This window comes from Pseudoalteromonas sp. SIMBA_162, from assembly GCF_046535955.1.
GTDB lineage: Bacteria > Pseudomonadota > Gammaproteobacteria > Enterobacterales > Alteromonadaceae > Pseudoalteromonas > Pseudoalteromonas marina.
Map to the genome: position 1 here is coordinate 89,225 of NZ_JAWJBQ010000014.1, position 18,192 is coordinate 107,416.

The window sequence follows — 18,192 nt, forward strand, 5'->3', positions numbered from 1 at the left end:
GGCAGAAACACGGCTGAAACAGATAATTTCCAGACCCGTCACAACAATCAAAATAAACCAATAAATGTCTTTTTTAGTCAGCTGTGATACAATAGTTTTATAAATGACATAAAATATAGTGAACATGAATAAATCTTCTGAAAGTATTGCAAGTGTTGAACATACGCTTCCCATGCTAGAAAAGCATAGACAACAACTGATAGTTAACATCTTAGAGCAGCGCCAATTTGCAAGCGTTCGCAGCTTAACACAACTATTAAATGCTTCAGAGGCAACAATTAGACGTGATATAACAAAAATGTCTAACCGAGGTGAAATTACTAAAATTAGGGGCGGAGCAGAATCAATCTCTAAAATGAGAAAGAAAAAAAATATCTCTAGCTCCTCATTTATTCTAGATAAAACAAAAAATGCCAAAACCAAAAAGTTAATTGCAAAACGTGCAGTCGAACTGTGTGCCAACGGGGACTCTATTATTATCAATGGCGGTAGCTCTACCTTTATGATGGGTGAGTATCTTGATAAGCTACAACTAAACATTCTGACTAACTCTTTTGTCTTAGCAAATTACATTTCAGAAAATAGTTCAAACCAAGTATCCCTTCCTGGCGGTGAAATATATAGGGAACAGGGTATTATATTAAGCTCTTATGAAAGTGATACTACAGAGAACTATAGAGGATCCATGATGTTTATGGGGACACCTGGCGTAGGTGAATTTGGTGTTATGGAATCCGATCCTCTATTAATTCGTTCTGAAAAAAAATTAAAAAAACAAACAGAGAAATTAGTTATTTTAGCTGATAGCACAAAGCTTGGTCAGCAAAGTAACTTTATTTTTTGTCCTTTAACAGAGGTCGACATATTAATTACTGATTCAAATGCGAATCCAAAACTTATTAAAACGTTTGAAGAGCAAAATATTGAAGTTATTGTAGTGGAGGCTATTGATTGATTAACTCAATCATTAGCAATCAGCCTCGCCGCTTGTGTTAAGCTACTACACCCAAAAGACCCTTTCAAACCCAACGTTTCTTGAGTAATCTCTATTTTGAGGATTATCTATTAATACGACCTGTAGTGCCTCAGTTACAAGTGAGGCATCACTAAAAAATGGATCATCAACAAACACTTTATCCGGGACCTTAACTACGTAATTCTGGCTTTGTAAGTATCTGTAATATGTGTGTATTTTTACATCACCCACATTAAAACACTGCGCAGAAAATGAATCCCAATTAATATTTGTAGCCAAAACAACGATCTTATCATGTTCAACCTGAGTGATTAATCCGCTCTCTAATAGGGCTGCAGTAAATCCTTTAGCAACCTCTGCAAAGTTAGCTGTGTTTAATACCACTAAATCGCATAATTGAATGCTTTGACGTAGTGTCAATATTGCCTTATTGGGTATTATATTTTGATGGATCAAACTGAGTGTTAATCGCTTTGCCGTTTTAAATAACTTTTCTTCTGGATTGCTGACTGCTTTAAGTAAATTAAGCCCATCAACGAGCCGTTTGTGAGCATTTTCGTGTGTTCTATCATTAACATTCCAGTTTAAAACTAAACGGTTAAAAGCAATTGGTTCACACAACTCTTTCATTGTTAAAAACCATAAGTCGTACCCTGTTCTAGTTAGGGTGCCATCAATATCAAATATATGACTAAGCAACTTTGAAATCCTATAAGCACTTAAAATTATTAAGCAATGGTGAACTGAGGACATAAATAATAAGTTTATGAAACTTTTAAATATAAGAATTTTTTAATTTTTATATTTCTGCCTATCAATTACAGTTAATGAAACCAATACCTAAGAGGTATTGGTTTAAAGTATGGAATTAAACGTTAATGCCACTAACACTTTAAAAATATTAAAGGTAAAGTGCAGGAAGTTTATATAATAAAAGAAGTAACTTTTACGCGAATACTATAACTTTAACGTTACTTTATTATACTCATCAACTTGCTCTTTAGAGCCAAGGGCTACCGGTACTCTTTGGTGTAAAGACTCAGGCTGAATATCTAATATTTTTTGACCTAAGCTTGTTGCTCTTCCGCCGCTATTTTCAACAAGCATCGCTAATGGATTTGCCTCATAAAGCAGCCTAATTTTGCCATTACGGCTCGCTTTTCTACTATCTGCAGGATATAAAAATATACCACCTCTACATATAATTCTATGCATGTCGCCAACCATAGCTGCATTCCATCGCATAGATGAACCTGCATGTTCTTCATTTTGAAATAAAATTTCATCAAAATAAAACTGCTCACGCTCGGACCAATACCTATAGTTTGCTAAATTAACAGCAAACTCTTTTGTTTTAAGTGGAATTTTACAGCTACTATCGGTAAGTAAATAGCCACCATGTGTTAAATCCAGCGTAAAGCAACGTGTAGGGCCACCCGTTGTCATAACTAGTAAAGTCGATGCGCCGTATAATACATAACCAGCACACAGTTGCTGATTGCCAGATTGAGAAAATTGTTCATCACTGTCATCAGCAACGTCATCTCTTGCTTTATAAATAGTAAAAATAGTGCCAATTTGACCATTTATATCTACATTCGAAGAACCGTCTAAGGGGTCAAAAGCGACGATATATGGCGCATTTGGCGTCCCAGCTACAACAAAATCTTCTTCTTCTGAAGCAATTGCGCGAACAGAGTCATCATCCAACAACATATCTTTGAGTAACTGGTTGGCGATAACGTCAAGTTTTTTTTGTACTTCACCCTGAATGTTTTCATCCAACGTAGAACCGAGTACACCTGCCAAAGCTCCCTGGCTGACTCTGAATGAAATCTCTTTAGAAGCTGCAAGAATTGTTCTGATCAACATAATTAATTCTAGCTCAACATTATCTTTTTTTAGTACCGGTATTAATCTTTGCAATTTACTTTCCTACGTTTTTATCATGATCTTTAAACGTCACTAGTCGCCAGCGTTTCCAGCAGATGGACGAAAACACTTACTAGCTAATTATCAGCAAAACAATATACTCCGCTATTATTTATGTGTATATTGACAATAAACAAACAAACTGTTTCGATAATAGACATAATTAAGGCTACTAATGATAGGTGCATCTGAACTCGCTATTTTTGCCGCTGTTGTTGAGGAAAACTCATTCAGTCAGGCAGCATTAAAAGTTGGTTTATCAAAGACTGTTATCAGTAAAAAAGTGTCGGCATTAGAGCACGAATTAAACACCCAACTACTCTATAGAACAACACGAAAGCTAAGCCTTACAGATGCTGGAAAGCTTTTATATAAACATGCAAAAGATATTAACCAACAAGCTAATGATGCCTTTACTGCTATTAATGAGCTTTCTCAAGAAGTATCTGGCCATATTGTTATGTCAGTTCCTACAATTTCAGGGGAGCTACTATTAGCTGATTTAGTCGCTAATTTTTGTCAAAAGTATCCTAAGGTTACGATTGAGTTAAGGCTTGAGAACAAGCTGATTGATTTAGTCGAAGAAGGAGTGGATTTAGCTATAAGAACAGCAGATCTCGCAGATTCATCTCTCATTGCAGTGCCCCTATTAAAATCAAGTTGGGTAGTTTGCTGCTCACCAAAGTATCTAGAGAGTGCCCACCAGCTTGAAGAAATCGAAGATCTGAGAGCGCATAATTGCCTTTGTTATGATCTACAAGCAAACGGCAGTAATGAATGGCGCTTCACGAAGAACGGACAACAAAAGTCAATTCTAGTCAAAGGGAGTATATCTTCTAATAATGCCCTTTCATTGAAAAAAGCAGCTTTGAATGATGTAGGTTTGATTTATGTTCCGAAGTGCAGCGTATACGAAGAGCTTAAAAATGGCTCATTAGTACAAATGCTACATCAATATAAAGCACGTTCACTAGGTGTGTTTGCTATTTACCCTTACACGCGACATAAACCAGAAAAAATAACCTTGCTCATTGAAAGTATAAGAAAAGAATATAAATCGCTTAAACATATTTTTAATTAAACGACACATTTAAATAAGTTACCCGTAAGAACAGTACGCTATAACTAAATAGTTGCCAGAAAAGACAAGGTTACAACTTTACTTTCCCACCTAAAAGTCACAACTTGACATTTAACACAATATTAACCAACATAGCCAAATACAATCACTTTCAATCACTAAAACCAAATAAGATTGCTATTAGCACACTTACACAATAATAGGTAACTCACATGTTTAAATATAACCCATTTATCCGTTTTCAACCTGTTTCATAGAAGTAAACATCACTTTATTTGATGTTCATTCATACAGATATAAACAAAAAATTATAACTGCTATAGCAGCCCCCAAGTTTTGTGCATATTTTGCATGCCACTCTTGTCATGCGCGCATAGAAGCACCTTAGTATTTGCAGGGTAAGAATAAATATGGATTTAAGCTTTAGAAAGAAAATAATACTTAGCGTCATCACACCTATTATTGCCATCATAGCAATTTTTGTACTTCTGACTTATAACAATTCTATTGATACTTTTGATAGCGATTTAGCGCATTATCAAACCGATATAACAAAAGCTAAACGCCATCATTTAAAAAGCTTAGTTAGTTTGGCACTCAATACTATTGAAGAACCAATTACAGCGGGAAATAATGAGCAAGCTATTGATATAATAAACAATCTAAAGTTTGATTCAACTAACTATTTTTTTATTATGACCATAGACGGTATTGCTCTGGCAAATGGACGAAACCCAGCAATACGAGGGAAAGATCTCAGTAAAAATAAAAGCGTTTTGAAACAAATCGAAGCTGTAACAAAAAAAGACGGCTATCTAACTTACCTTTCTGGGCGTCCGGGCGATAACTCTGCAATTTATGAGAAGATGGCCTATCTAGAAATGATTCCTGGTACAAATTGGTATATTGGTACAGGCTTTTATATTGATGAAATAGCGCACACTATTCAGGAAAAACAATTGAATGGGGAAATTAAACTTAACTCGTTTATTCGTAGCCTCATTTTGGTTGCATTGTTCTTACTTGCAATTGTAATCGCTCTCGCCCTTGTATTTGTTAAACGATTATACGAGGTCATTGGCGGTGAGCCTTATGAAATAGAATCGGTTGTCAAAAAAATTTCATCAGGTGATTTTACAACTACCAGTAATAATACCTCAAACCCGACAGGGATTTACGGTGCAGTGCAACAAATGGTAAATAAATTAAAGAATATTATTTACGATATTAATGGTGCTTCATCGACACTTAATACTTCAGCGGAAGCAATGATAAATAGCGCGCACTCAGTTAAAGAAGATTCTCAGACTCAGATGGAACAGCTCGAGTTAACCGCAACAGCGATGAACCAGATGACTTTTACAGCTGAAGAGGTTGCTCGTAATGCACTAGAAGCGTCAAGCTCAACTCAAAAAGCAAACGAAAATGCTAAGCAAGGCAATGAAATCGTTGCTTCTATGAATGAAAGCATCACCAGATTAGTGTCTGGCATGCAAGAAGTTGAACAGGTGCTCACCGAGCTAGAAGATAAAACCACGGGAATTGGTAGTATTTTAGACGTTATAAAAGGGATATCTGAGCAAACAAACTTATTAGCACTAAATGCGGCTATAGAGGCGGCAAGAGCGGGAGAACAAGGAAGAGGGTTTGCTGTTGTAGCTGATGAAGTACGTCACTTAGCAACCAGAACCCAGCAAAGTACTGATGAGATCCAATTAATGATTACACAACTGCAAAACTCTGCAAAACAATCAGTCTCATTTATGGGCACTAATATGCAAGGAGCTCAGTCTACTTATGAAAAATCTGTCACTGCTAGTAAAGCACTAGCAGATATACGTGAATCAATTACCTTTATCGAAAATATGAACACGCAAATAGCAACAGCTGCAGAAGAGCAAACCAATGTAGCCACAGATATAAATAAAAGTATTGTTTCGATTAGAGATTTAGCTAATAAAACGGCTGTGAGTTCTGATGGAACACTTGAAAATGCTCATGAATTATCAACTATATCTCATGAGCTACAACAAGCAGTAAAAGCTTTTAAATTAGATTAATCGGTAGATTCAAAACTCTGTGTTATTACTCTTTAACAAGTAAAAGTAATGACACAGGTTTTCTAGTACTAGCACTATCTCAGGAGCCGAATGACTTAATTCGGCTCCTACTAAACATCGCTACCTACTTTGCATTCAAAGATCCGCGGACGATATTATAAAAAATCGCTTTATGTTTAAAAAAGCGACCTTTTTTAAATATGCTGAGCTAACTGAAATTTAAAATTAATCTCTCGAGTTTAAAAATGATACTCTTGAACTTACTTCTTTACTTCTCTCACTCTCATATTTTTTAATATATTCATCTGTGCGCTTCCGAAAATACTCAACTTTAGATTTATACTCAGGAAGTGTAGCTAGATTTAATTTTTCTTGGGGATCTTCAATTAAATTATAAAGTTGTAAATAGTTATTTTTATAAAAATCCACAAACTTCCAGTTGTTTGTTCGCACACCAACCATAGGAGGTATCGATACCCTCTTTGGCTGATACATATGCTCAAAGAAAAATTCATCTCTCCATGAAGACATTTTTTCACCTTCAACCAGCCCAAGTAAACTATTACCTTGATACGTTTGTGGTATTGCTACATCCGCATAATCTAAAATAGTAGGGGCAATATCAATATTAAGTACTGTTTCATCAATACTTACACCTTTATGTTCACTATTACGTGGGTCATAGATAATCAAAGGCACTCTAAGGTCTTCTTCCCAACCAAACCACTTACCAGCTAATTGACGTTCATTTAGGCTGTATCCGTTATCCCCGGTGTAAATTACAATCGTATTTTGTAACACCCCCAGCTTTTCAAGTTGAGCGATAATTTGACCAACGCCCTCGTCAACCGCGGTGATTGCACGATAATGACGTTTAATCATTTTTTGGTACATTGCGTCATTGGCATACCTGTACTCCCAACGCATCCGCCCAATAGACTTCTTTAAAAACTCTGGCAACGCCTCGAATGTCCCATCATCAGATAACTTTGCAGGAGGAATCGTGATATCACTATATAAATTTTCGAATTTTGCTGGGTAGTGATATTGATTCTCTTTGTCACTATCAAGTGCATGAGGGTTCCAAAAGTTAACATTGAGCACCCAAGGCTTAGAAGTGTCATGCATATTTACAATAAAGTCTTTAGCCTTTTGCGTAATATAATGAGTTTGAGGGATTTCGCTGCCTTTATAAGTGTTTGTTTTTGAATGTAGCAGCGGCTCAAAAAAGTCAAACCTATCTGAATCATCACCTGAGAGCTTAATTTCATATTTACCAACAAATCCAGACGTATACCCACTATCTTTTAGCTTTTTTGGATAAATATTGTCAGATTCAATAGCACCGGTTGCTGGTCGACTAAAAGTAAAGTCGTGAGTTCGTTCTGTTAGCCCGGTTAATATACTAATACGGCTTGATGCACAAATAGGAGTAGTAACAAATGAATTAGAAAAGCTCACCCCCTGATTTGCTAACGCATCTAAATTAGGTGTTTTTATAATAGGGTGATTTTTGCCTAGCAAATCCCAGCGATGATCATCAGCAAGGATAAAAAGAATATTTGGACGTTTGTTAGTCGTTTTTTTAACATCCCCTCGTTCGGCCCCATGAGAGTTAAACCCTATGGTAATTAAAGTTATTAAAAACAGTGTGTTTAAATACATTTTCATTTTATCCATCCAAAAATTTGCATCACTACTCGGAGTGAAAAAAATCAAAACCAATCACCATAATGACTTATTTAGCTTGAAAATGACAGTTTTAATGTTACTGTAAAGAAATATTTGATTAACAAACACACACACAAAATGAATAAATCAAGACAACACTGTTTATTTAAGGCATTTTTTAAGCCTTTGATTATCATGTCAATTATGTCCTTGAACGTAGCGTGCAATAGTGAAAGAGAAACGCCCAGTTCTACACAAAAAGCCTTTGAATCAATTGCTGCTCCCATAGAGTTAAAAGTAGGTGAAGGTTTTGAATCACCCATTGGTTATTATGAAGGTAAACCTCGTTTTTCATGGGAAATAGCAAAAAATACTCACTCGAATTTCCAGTCATCTTATCAAATCCAGGTAAGCACAACTTTAGACTTACTTTCTGAGCAGCCAGACTTATGGGATAGTAAAAAGGTAAACTCACCTAAGACTAGTTGGATTCAATACCAAGGGCAGCCTCTCTCTTCAAGACAAAACGTATTTTGGCGTGTTAAAGTTTGGGATGAAAAAGGCAGACCCTCCGAATGGAGTGAACCGCAAAGTATAGAGCTTGGGCTATTGACTAATAAAGATTGGCAGGCTCATTGGATCGGTCATCCAGAAACCAAGCAATCCAAAAAACCTTCAAAGAGTACTATCGCTACCCCCCAATATTTTAGAAAGTCATTCAATATCAAAAAAAATATAAACAAAGCGCGTTTATATATTACTTCTAAAGGTGTATTTAAACCTTACATTAATGGTAAAGAAGTTTCTAAAATTGACGTAATGACACCGGGTTGGACACCATACAGTAAACGAATAGAAACCCTTACGTATGACTTGACTGATAAATTAACACTAGGGGAAAACACTCTTGCATCAATATTAGCAGGAGGTTGGTTTTCAGCACGAATAGCCGATTTAAAAGAGACAGATCATACTCACTCCCCTCTTTTACTTGCTCAGCTTGAAATACAATTTACTGATGGCTCCAAACAAATTATCAAAACAGATGAATCTTGGAAAGTAACTCAAAATGGTCCTATTCGTTTTGCTAGTAATTACGATGGTGAACATTATGCACAAGCTTTAGAGCAGCCTAATTGGAATAAAAATGAATTTGATAGTGCTAAATGGCAAAGCGTGTACACACAAAAAATAGATCCAACTATTAAGCTCAGCCCAAAAAGGCACGAGCCTATAAGAGTTATCAATGAACTTTCACCTGTCAAAATTATGAGTATTTCAAAAGATAGTGTGGTATTTGATTTTGGTCAAAACATGGTTGGCGTACCTGAAATAAAAGTACCGGCATTAGCCAACCAAAAAATTAAGATTGAATTTGCTGAAGCACTACACATGGGCGAATTTTATACTGATAACTATCGCAGTGCATTATCAACTAACTACTTCACACCATCCAAATCTGAGCGAATTACATACAAGCCCACGTTCACTTTTCATGGGTATAGGTACATAAAACTATCAGGCTTCGATTCATCAAAAGTTCCATCTAAGGACTGGGTGAAAGCACTGGTACAGCATTCTGATATCAAGCTGTATGATAACTTTCATTCCTCTCATACTAAGTTAAATAAGCTTTTTAAAAATATTAACTGGGGCCTTAAAAGTAACTTTTATGATGTTCCCCTAGACTGCCCTCAGCGAGATGAACGACTTGGTTGGACTGGCGATGCCAATGCGTTTATTACACCTTCAATGTACATGGCTGATGCGTATGGTTTTTGGTCAGCCTGGTTAGAAAGCATGCGTGAAGAACAAACTGATAATGGCAAAATTCCTTTGTATATTCCGTATGTTGAATGGATAAAATGGACCTCTTCAGGCTGGGGCGACGCCGCCACTATTATTCCTTGGGAACTGTACATGATGACTGGCGACAAATCAGTTCTATCAGATAACTACAGTATGATGAAAAATTGGCTAAAGTACCACGAGAGCCAAAGTGATAATCTCATTTCTAACATGCAAACGTTTGGTGACTGGTTACAACCTTACCCGAAAGCGCAGGGGAAAAAAGCAAACCGAGGTGATACAGATTTCAGTTTAATTGGTACGGCATTCTATGCTCGTTCTGTAGAGTTAACGCTAAAAACAGCAACAGTACTTAACCAGCAGGCTGATATAGAGCAACTAACGAAGTTGCATCAACAAATAAAAGCCGCGTTTAGAAACACTTTCTTTGATCAAAACCTAAAACCAAAAAAAGGTGAGGCCACGCAGACAGCTTATTTGCTTGCTTTGGAGTTCAATCTACTCGAGCTAGCAGAGGTTAAAAAAGCACAGCACCTACTTATTAAGCTCATCGATAAAGCTGACAATCACCTTCGCACCGGTTTCTTGGGAACACCGCTACTAGCATCAGCTTTGCAAAAAGCTGGCCGTAGCGATTTAGTCTATCAACTATTATTTAAAGAAAGTTATCCCTCATGGTTTTATTCAATCAACAATGGCGCAACGACAACATGGGAACGCTGGAACTCCTATTCATTAGAGAATGGCTTTAACCCACAAGGAATGAACTCTCTTAACCACTACGCTTACGGCACTATATCAAGGTGGTTCTATGAAGGAATATTGGGTGTTAAGCCTATAGAAGCAGGATTTAGAGAATTTAACGTTTCACCACAATTTTCTCATTATCTAAATCAGGTTAGCGGAACCATACCAACAACAAATGGTGCCATTAAACTCAATTGGACATTAGAGGGGAATGAAGCATCTATTTCTCTCACAGTACCAAAGAACTCCACAGCTATACTAGATTTGGCTCATTTAAGTAACGTAACAATTTTAAAGCAAGGCAAAGCTGTTACCCCTAAGAAAAGATTAACACCTGGGGAGTACCTGATTAATGGCAAAATTTAATTATATAGCTGCATTACTAATGCTAGCGCTTACAGCATGCAGTACAAGCCAAACAAAGCATGAAATGCATGGCAAAAAGGCTAAAGAACCCGTCAATATACTCGTTTTTTTGGTTGATGATTTACGTAATGATCTTGGCGTTTATGGTCACAAAGATGTAAAAAGTCCTAATATAGATAAACTGGCGAATGAAGGCGTAAAATTTACCAATGCTTATGCACAACAAGCGATTTGTGGGCCGTCACGAGTTAGTATTCTGACAGGGTTACGCCCTGAGACAACTGGATTATATACAATTCGCAGGGATGGTCGCTTGCGCCCAAATCAACCTGATATTGTTTCTATGCCGCAGCTTTTTAAAGAAAACGGCTACAAGACTATTAGCATAGGTAAGGTTTACCATAGTGTAACGGACGACCAAGAAAACTGGTCAACGCATATTAAAAAGCTTGATAACTTTTACGCTATCGCTGAAAACTCAAAAACGCGATTCGCTTATGAAGCTGGCGACGTAGATGACAACTTTTATAAAGATGGCAAAGTAGCAACGGATGCAATCAATACTCTAAAACAACTTAAAGATGATAAATTTTTAATGTTTGTAGGCTTTAGTAAGCCACACCTCCCCTTTAATGCCCCAAAAAAATATTGGGGTCTCTATGATCGAGAGCAGTTCACAGTTCCAAGCAGAGATAAACCAGAGAATATGTATAGGCTAGCTCTCACCAAGTGGGGGGAGCTTCGCATGTATGGCGGTATTCCGAAAAAAGGTGATGTTGATGATGAGCTCACTAAAACGCTTATTCATGCTTACTACGCATCAGTAAGTTACATGGATGCACAAGTTGGCCGAGTCATGAAAGCAGTAGATGAAATGGGATTACGTGACAATACAATGGTCGTGTTTATGAGCGATCACGGATATAAATTAGGTGAGTATGGTGCGTGGAATAAACACACCAATATGGAATTAGATACAAAGGTTCCCCTTATTATCAGCCGTGAGTTATCACATGAAAACCGACAAGCAGGTGTAACATCAAGCGCACTTGTCGAAAACGTTGATATTTTCCCTTCTGTAGCTCAAGCAGCCGGACTCCCCACCCCTAACATAGATGGTAAAAGCTTATTAGCCTTAGCAGATAACCCTGACATGCCATTTAAGAAAGCTGCTTATAGCTTATTTAATCGTGGAAAAATCATGGGAGTGACAGTGACGGACGGCCTTTGGCGCTATACAGAATGGCGAGATGCTAAAACGCAACGGATTAAGAGTACTGAGCTCTACAATCACACAGCCAGCGTTGTCGCAACCGCTAATGTGTCTGGCCAGAGGCAATATCAAACGCTTGAACAAGGGTTAAAAACCCTTCTACATGAAAAATTTCCACAAGACGCTCCATCGTTTTATGAAAAACGTCACATAAAAAACAATTAAGAAAAAACAATGAAACTACTTCAGCACACATTAATTACACTCTGTATTTGTATTTCTGGCTGCCAATCGTCTGCTACAACGGAATTACATAAAGATAATATGATCGAACAGCAAAATGAAATGACACATACTTTCACTGCTGACTTCACCTCCGATGAAGCAAAGCTAGGTGAGATTTATGATTTTTATGATATCGCAGTAAGGACCGAGCGCGGTAACCCTAAATCTAAACCAGCTACCTTTGGTCGAAAAGCCAAAGTTAATACTGTCCGTATGCTAGGTGGTTGGTACAACCAAGATCTTACTGGTGATACCTATATTTGGGATGGAGAGAAATACGTCTACAATTTTAAAGCCGCGACTGATCGCATTGATAGTTGGCTTGAAAGTGATTGGGATATATTTCAAATAGTGTTAGATAACCCTCCTTGGGCATTCCAGCGTGGTTATAACTTTGTCAACGAGCCTGATGGCATACATTATTTAGCCAAAGACCGAGTCGGCGTTTATGGTAACGGTTTACCGCCAAAAGACGCAAAAGCCTGGCATAACTATATTTCAGCGTTCATAAAGCACTTAGTTTCAACCTATGGCGAAGAAAAAGTAAATAATTGGCGATTCAGAATTGGCTCAGAAATAGATACTCGGCCACAGCATTGGGCCGCCACTCAAGAAGAGTTTTTTAAACATTATCAGAACACAGTTTTAGCAATAAAGTCTGTGCTACCTAATGCCATAGTTGGTACTCACTTTAGAGAAGCGACCCATAAAAGTAAGTATATTGACTATACAGGCAACACTGAGGATGCTTATGCTCCAAGCTTTGTCAGCTGGGCAAAACAAAATAACGTACCCTATGACTTTTTAGCCATTTCCTATTACCCCCATATTACTCACCCCCATGAAATGGATATGCATGAAGTATATCAAACGCAAATAGCACCAATTCTCGAGCACCCTGATTATAACGATGATGCCCGTTTTGAGATTCATGAGTATAAATTTATCGTAAAAATGAAACGTGCTGGTTTCGTCAGTGTGGCAACGTCGCACAACTCTGCTTTTTTTGCCATGTTGTCAAAAATGATGCTCGAGAAAAACATAAAAGATGTTTACCAATGGGGTAATGCAAGAGATGGCTCCTATAGTCCGGAAGCAATGACGCAACTTGCACTCATCGATATGGTTGGCAATACTTTTTACCGTAATATACGAGGTGTTACTCAATCAATCAGTGGAAATTATATTGATGGTATATTTTCTCAAAACTCAAACAACCAAAACATTGATATTCTTATGTTTAGCTTTAATAAAGAAAACATGGAATATCAAGCACCCGAGCCAATCTCACTTTCATTAAATGTCGGTAAGCCAGTTGGTACCAAGTTTAAATACAGAGTTGCGCAAATTGATAACGCAAGCAATATTGATCAATTATTTTTTGCAGATCACCCTAATGCCATGATACCGCAAAGCCAAGGAGGCTGGCGCAAAGACGATGCTCACCCAACTGCATCAGCGACTAACGCATTAAACGAAGCCGGACTTAAAGTCTATAAAGAAAGCCTACCCAAATATGGAAAAATCAACACGCTCAACTGGAGTGAATGGCGCACATCTGTGACCAAGGAAAGTAAGGGTGCTTCTACCTCATTAGTAGAAATAGACAACACACTGCCCTCTTTCGCGGTGCAAAAATATCAAATCCAGTGGTAATAGAGCCCTAAAAATAAGACTAAGTAGGAATTTGATTAATGCGAAATAAATACTTTCAGCTCGCAGCATTGGCAGTGCTTTTATCAGGTTGTAATAGCAATGATTACACTGCAGATACTCAGGAATCACTCAGTACACCGAGTTACCCTGTCAACAATAAAACTAATAGTAATTCTGAGGTTAAGCGTCTTGATTCGGTGAACTATGAATCATTTGAACAAAGAGGATGGAATGCGGAAAATACCAGCCTTAGTATAAGTACACACCAGCCGGGACTCAATCGAGCACTACCGAAAAATTTTTTGTTCACTCAATTTCAAGGACCGCATTCCTTTTCGGTAGAAAGTTCAATTGCACGTTTCGGCAGTTTTTCAGCAAAGTTACATTGGCAGCATGATGAACCTCAAAAATACAATGGTGACCCTCAAGTGCTCGATAATACAGACCGTAAAGCGATGTTTCATGGGCATAAAGCCAGCACGACATTAGCGACTGTTTGGTACGGCTTTAGCGCTTATTTTCCTAGCGAACAAACACAACTAGAGGATGGCCAAGGTGCTCTATTTTTTCAAATTCATGGAGCTAGAGACAAAAATAAAGAACCAAATCGTATCCCACCACTTTCAATAAACTTAGTGGAGAATGGCTTTAATATTGGCTATTCATGGGACAGTAAAAAGACCAGTACAAGTAGTCATGGTGAAGATAATGAAACCTTTGATGTTCCAGCTAAGCTAGCCGAATACCAAGACCGCTGGGTCGATTTTGTTATCAAGGTAAAAACAGACCCCTTTGAAAATAACGGTGCAATTTCTATTTGGGTGGATGGTAAGCAAATGGTTAACCGTACACATATTAAAATTGGCTATAACGATGACATGGGAGTTTACCCTTCATTTGGTTGGTATCTTTGGGGTAAATACGTCAACCGTAACCAAGACATGATTATGTATCTTGACGAAGTTCGTCAAGCCGAAGGGGAAGATATTAGCTATCAGGACGTTGCACCTAAAGCTAACTAATAGAGCGTTCTAAAGTGGGTTAAGCCAAACGCTAAATTAGTACCGTAAATTTTTAAAGAGAACAATATGAAATTCAAGACTCATACTATTCTGCCATTAGCTATAGCTGTATTTTCTCTAAATGCCTTAGCAGAACAATTATCCCCTGACTCGTTTAATGATCCCCAACAAAATTATTTACCTAAAACGTGGATGCATGCAATGAACGGTAACTTGAGTAAACCAGGGTTTACTCAAGACTTTAAAGCCATGAAAGAAGCAGGCATTGGAGGGGCTATATTTTTTCATGTACATCGCCGTAATAGGCCCTATTCATCAGATGGTCCAATTCGATTTGGCACTGAAGAATTTTATGACCATCTTGTCCATGCAGCCGCACAGGCCGATAAAAATAACATTGAGTTTGGCATTCATAACGCCGATGGTTGGACTTCAAGTGGTGGCCCTTGGGTTACACCTGAAATATCGATGAAAAGGATCACTTGGTCAGAGAAAGCTGTGAAAATAAGCCAAGATAATCAACTATTTTTACCCCCTCAACCAGGATTCTATGAGCAATTTTATCGTGATGTTGCAGTTATTGCGTTACCTGCAAATAAATATAACCAAAGTAACGCGTTTGCTAATGCGAAAGTGACTGTTTCAGATCCTACATTAAATGCTGACCTGCTCACCGACAATGACTGGGATAGCACATTAACTTTCAAAGAAAATAAAGCCAATAACTACTGGGTACAAGTAGAAGTTGATAAGCCAACCACATTGCGTAGTTTACATATTGAAACCCCTAACCGTCATGGTGATGCAGCATTACAAATATCAGCTGATGGTATTAACTTCACTACCGTCGTTAAAAAGCTAAGGCGGCCTCGACCCGGAGCAAGACTATGGGCTTTTAGCCCGCAGCTTATTAGTGAAGAAACGGATGGCTATAAAGCCAAATTCTTTCGTTTGGTGTTTGACAAACCTATAACACTAAAACGCTTTGACTTATGGTCAGTGCCGCGAATTGATGATTGGTTTTCGATGAATTCGATGGAACGAGGCCGAGTAAGTTTAGCACCTAAAATTAATCAATCTGCGATTACTAAAGCAAAAGATGTTTTAGTGTTGAATCGTGGCGAGTTACCCAAAAAAGGCATCAAACTCCCTAAAGGTAAATGGCGCGTCTTGCGTTTTGGTTACACCAGTACCGGCGCTTATAATGTACCCGCGACAGTTGAAGGTGAAGGGTTAGAGGTTGATAAGTTTGATGCAAAAGCCTTACGGTTTCACTTTGATGCTTTTGTAGGAAAATTAGTAAAAAAAGTGCAAGCAAAAGGCATTAACTCACTAAAAACAACTGAAATTGATAGCTATGAAGTGGGTGGACAAAACTGGACCACAGGGATAGAAAAAACCTTCCAAGAAAAGTTCGGTTACGACTTAATTAAGTGGTTACCTTTACTAACTGGCCGCGTAATTGAATCACCAGAACATACAGGAGCTATTTTACAAGAGCTACGCCAGCATCAATCAGATTTAATGGTTGAAAACTACTTTGGTGAGTTTACTCGTTTATCACACCAATATGGCTTAGAGTCATACATTGAACCTTATGGCTGGGGCCCTTTTGATGAATTAGCCTCAGGCGGTAAAGCAGACCGTTTAATGGGCGAGTTTTGGGTGAAATCATTCCCAGGTACAGACAAGGTTTATCATGGGCGAACCAGTGCTGCTATTTCATCAGGTCATATCTACGGTAAAAAAATCATCTCCGCGGAGTCATTTACCTCTACAACCGTTAACTGGAAAGGCCACCCATTCTATTACAAACATCATGGTGATCATATGTGGGCTCGAGGCATTAACGAGACCATGTTCCACCGCTTTGCACATCAGCCAAACAATCATATTAAGCCGGGTATGACAATGGACTCAATTGGGTCTCATATTGATCGCACTCAAACATGGTGGAATAACGGGGGGACGCATTGGTTTAAATATTTAGCCCGCGGATCGTACCTATTACAACAAGGTGTGCCGGACGCTGATTTTTTAGTACATGTAGGCGATGTTGCACCAGTACGAGGAAATAGTGGTGTTGAAATACCAGCAGGTTTTGGTCACGACTTCACTAATACCGATGTATTGCTTAACCGTATAAGTGTAAAAGATGGCTGGCTTGTCTTACCTGAAGGTACTCGATATAAAGCATTATACTTAACCAAAACTGATTATCTCCACTTAAAAACGTTAAAACGGATACAGTCGTTAGTAGCTGCTGGTGCAACCGTTATTGGTAACAAACCGAAAGATGTGATCGGGTTCAGCGAGTGGCCAAATAGAGACAAATTTCAGCAAATTGCTGATGAGCTTTGGCCAAATACTGCAAGCACCATTAAGGCTTATAAAAAAGGCCTTGTAAGCAACTTAAGTCTTGCTGAGACAATTAAGGAACTTAAATTACAACCTGATCTTTTAATAAACGACGAGCCCGTAAAAGTTTTTGCAAAACGCCGCATTGACGGTAATGACTTATACTTTTTTCACAGTGAAAAGCCAGAGTTTCAACAAATCAGCATCGAAATACGTGATGGCGACGGCTCACCGGAGATTTGGAACAATACGGATGGCACTATTGAACAAATCCAAAATTACCGCAGAGACGGTAATCGAATCATATTTGACTTAGTGCTTGAGCCTTATGCGAGCCGATTTATTTTGATTCGTCGTGATAAAAACACGCCACAATATAACGGTGCACACTCTCAACTTGTTACAGATGTGTACCTAAAAGACAAGGAAAACAGGAGAATAGAAGAGCTAAACGACTCGTGGAATATTGAGTTTGACCAAAATTTGGCAGGTCCCGGATCAGTAACATTTGATAAATTACAGGATTGGAGTACCCACCCAAATGAAGGAATAAGACACTATTCTGGCACCGCGAATTATTCCAAAACATTTTCTATCACTAAGGAGCAAATCAGTTCTGATAAAGCGATTTACCTTGATTTAGGTGAAGTACAGCAAATAGCAGAAGTCTCTCTTAATGGTAAAAAGTTAGGAACATTGTGGAAACCACCATTCGCTTTAAACATCAGTAAAACAATCAAGGTTGGTCGCAATGAACTCGAAGTAAAAATAACCAATACATGGGTGAACCGCTTAATTGGTGACGAGGCACTTCCAGATACCAGTGGCTATAAAATGACAGGTAAAACTGTACCTTGGCTCAATGCAAATGAGCCACCACCAAAGAGTGAGCGTGTGACTTTCACAGGTTATAACTTTTTTACAAAAGAGAAAAATAGAACACTTCAGAGCTCCGGATTATTAGGCCCTGTACGCATTATTAAGATAGATTAATAATTTAATACAATTAAAACCTT

General features: G+C 38.0%; 11 protein-coding genes. 8 read left to right on the plus strand and 3 right to left on the minus strand.

Features of this window, described 5'->3' with window-relative positions:
• The first annotated feature begins 124 nt into the window (after positions 1-124).
• On the plus strand, positions 125-955 hold the full coding sequence (locus tag R0J88_RS11730; protein WP_410899998.1) for a DeoR/GlpR family DNA-binding transcription regulator: 831 nt from the start codon (positions 125-127) through the stop codon (positions 953-955).
• 45 nt (positions 956-1,000) lie between these two features.
• On the opposite strand, the gene R0J88_RS11735 is transcribed toward R0J88_RS11730, so the two are convergent.
• Both R0J88_RS11735 and R0J88_RS11740 read right to left on the minus strand, forming a co-directional pair.
• Complete coding sequence (locus R0J88_RS11735) at positions 1,001-1,675, minus strand: hypothetical protein (RefSeq protein ID WP_410899999.1); 675 nt, start codon at positions 1,673-1,675, stop codon at positions 1,001-1,003.
• Between the two features lie 258 nt (positions 1,676-1,933).
• Complete coding sequence (locus tag R0J88_RS11740) at positions 1,934-2,902, minus strand: class 1 fructose-bisphosphatase (RefSeq protein WP_410900000.1); 969 nt, start codon at positions 2,900-2,902, stop codon at positions 1,934-1,936.
• Positions 2,903-3,083: 181 nt separating this feature from the next.
• Here R0J88_RS11740 and R0J88_RS11745 point away from each other — a divergent pair, with 181 nt between their 5' ends.
• Both R0J88_RS11745 and R0J88_RS11750 read left to right on the plus strand, forming a co-directional pair.
• On the plus strand, positions 3,084-3,989 hold the full coding sequence (locus tag R0J88_RS11745) for a LysR family transcriptional regulator (RefSeq protein WP_410900001.1): 906 nt from the start codon (positions 3,084-3,086) through the stop codon (positions 3,987-3,989).
• 410 nt (positions 3,990-4,399) lie between these two features.
• Positions 4,400-6,049, plus strand: coding sequence for a methyl-accepting chemotaxis protein (locus tag R0J88_RS11750; RefSeq protein WP_410900002.1), 1,650 nt, complete (start codon positions 4,400-4,402; stop codon positions 6,047-6,049).
• A gap of 225 nt (positions 6,050-6,274) precedes the next feature.
• Here the strand turns inward: R0J88_RS11750 and R0J88_RS11755 are convergent, their stop codons facing one another.
• Positions 6,275-7,729 (minus strand): sulfatase-like hydrolase/transferase, encoded by a 1,455-nt coding sequence (locus R0J88_RS11755; protein WP_410900003.1) that lies wholly within the window; start codon positions 7,727-7,729, stop codon positions 6,275-6,277.
• Between the two features lie 105 nt (positions 7,730-7,834).
• Here R0J88_RS11755 and R0J88_RS11760 point away from each other — a divergent pair, with 105 nt between their 5' ends.
• From R0J88_RS11760 to R0J88_RS11780, 5 genes are all read left to right on the plus strand, one after another.
• The gene (locus R0J88_RS11760; RefSeq protein ID WP_410900004.1) at positions 7,835-10,642 is read left to right on the plus strand and encodes a family 78 glycoside hydrolase catalytic domain; all 2,808 of its coding nucleotides are present in this window, start codon (positions 7,835-7,837) and stop codon (positions 10,640-10,642) included.
• Positions 10,629-12,080, plus strand: coding sequence for a sulfatase (locus R0J88_RS11765; RefSeq protein ID WP_410900005.1), 1,452 nt, complete (start codon positions 10,629-10,631; stop codon positions 12,078-12,080). The genes R0J88_RS11760 and R0J88_RS11765 overlap by 14 nt, the downstream gene beginning before the upstream one ends.
• A 9-nt stretch (positions 12,081-12,089) precedes the next feature.
• Complete coding sequence (locus tag R0J88_RS11770; protein ID WP_410900006.1) at positions 12,090-13,796, plus strand: GH39 family glycosyl hydrolase; 1,707 nt, start codon at positions 12,090-12,092, stop codon at positions 13,794-13,796.
• A 38-nt stretch (positions 13,797-13,834) separates the two neighbouring features.
• A complete protein-coding gene (locus R0J88_RS11775; protein ID WP_410900007.1) occupies positions 13,835-14,818 on the plus strand; it encodes a heparin lyase I family protein in 984 nt (327 codons plus the stop codon).
• Positions 14,819-14,884: 66 nt separating this feature from the next.
• Positions 14,885-18,169, plus strand: a complete 3,285-nt coding sequence (locus R0J88_RS11780) for a glycosyl hydrolase (RefSeq protein ID WP_410900008.1) — start codon at positions 14,885-14,887, stop codon at positions 18,167-18,169.
• Positions 18,170-18,192 lie beyond the last annotated feature (23 nt).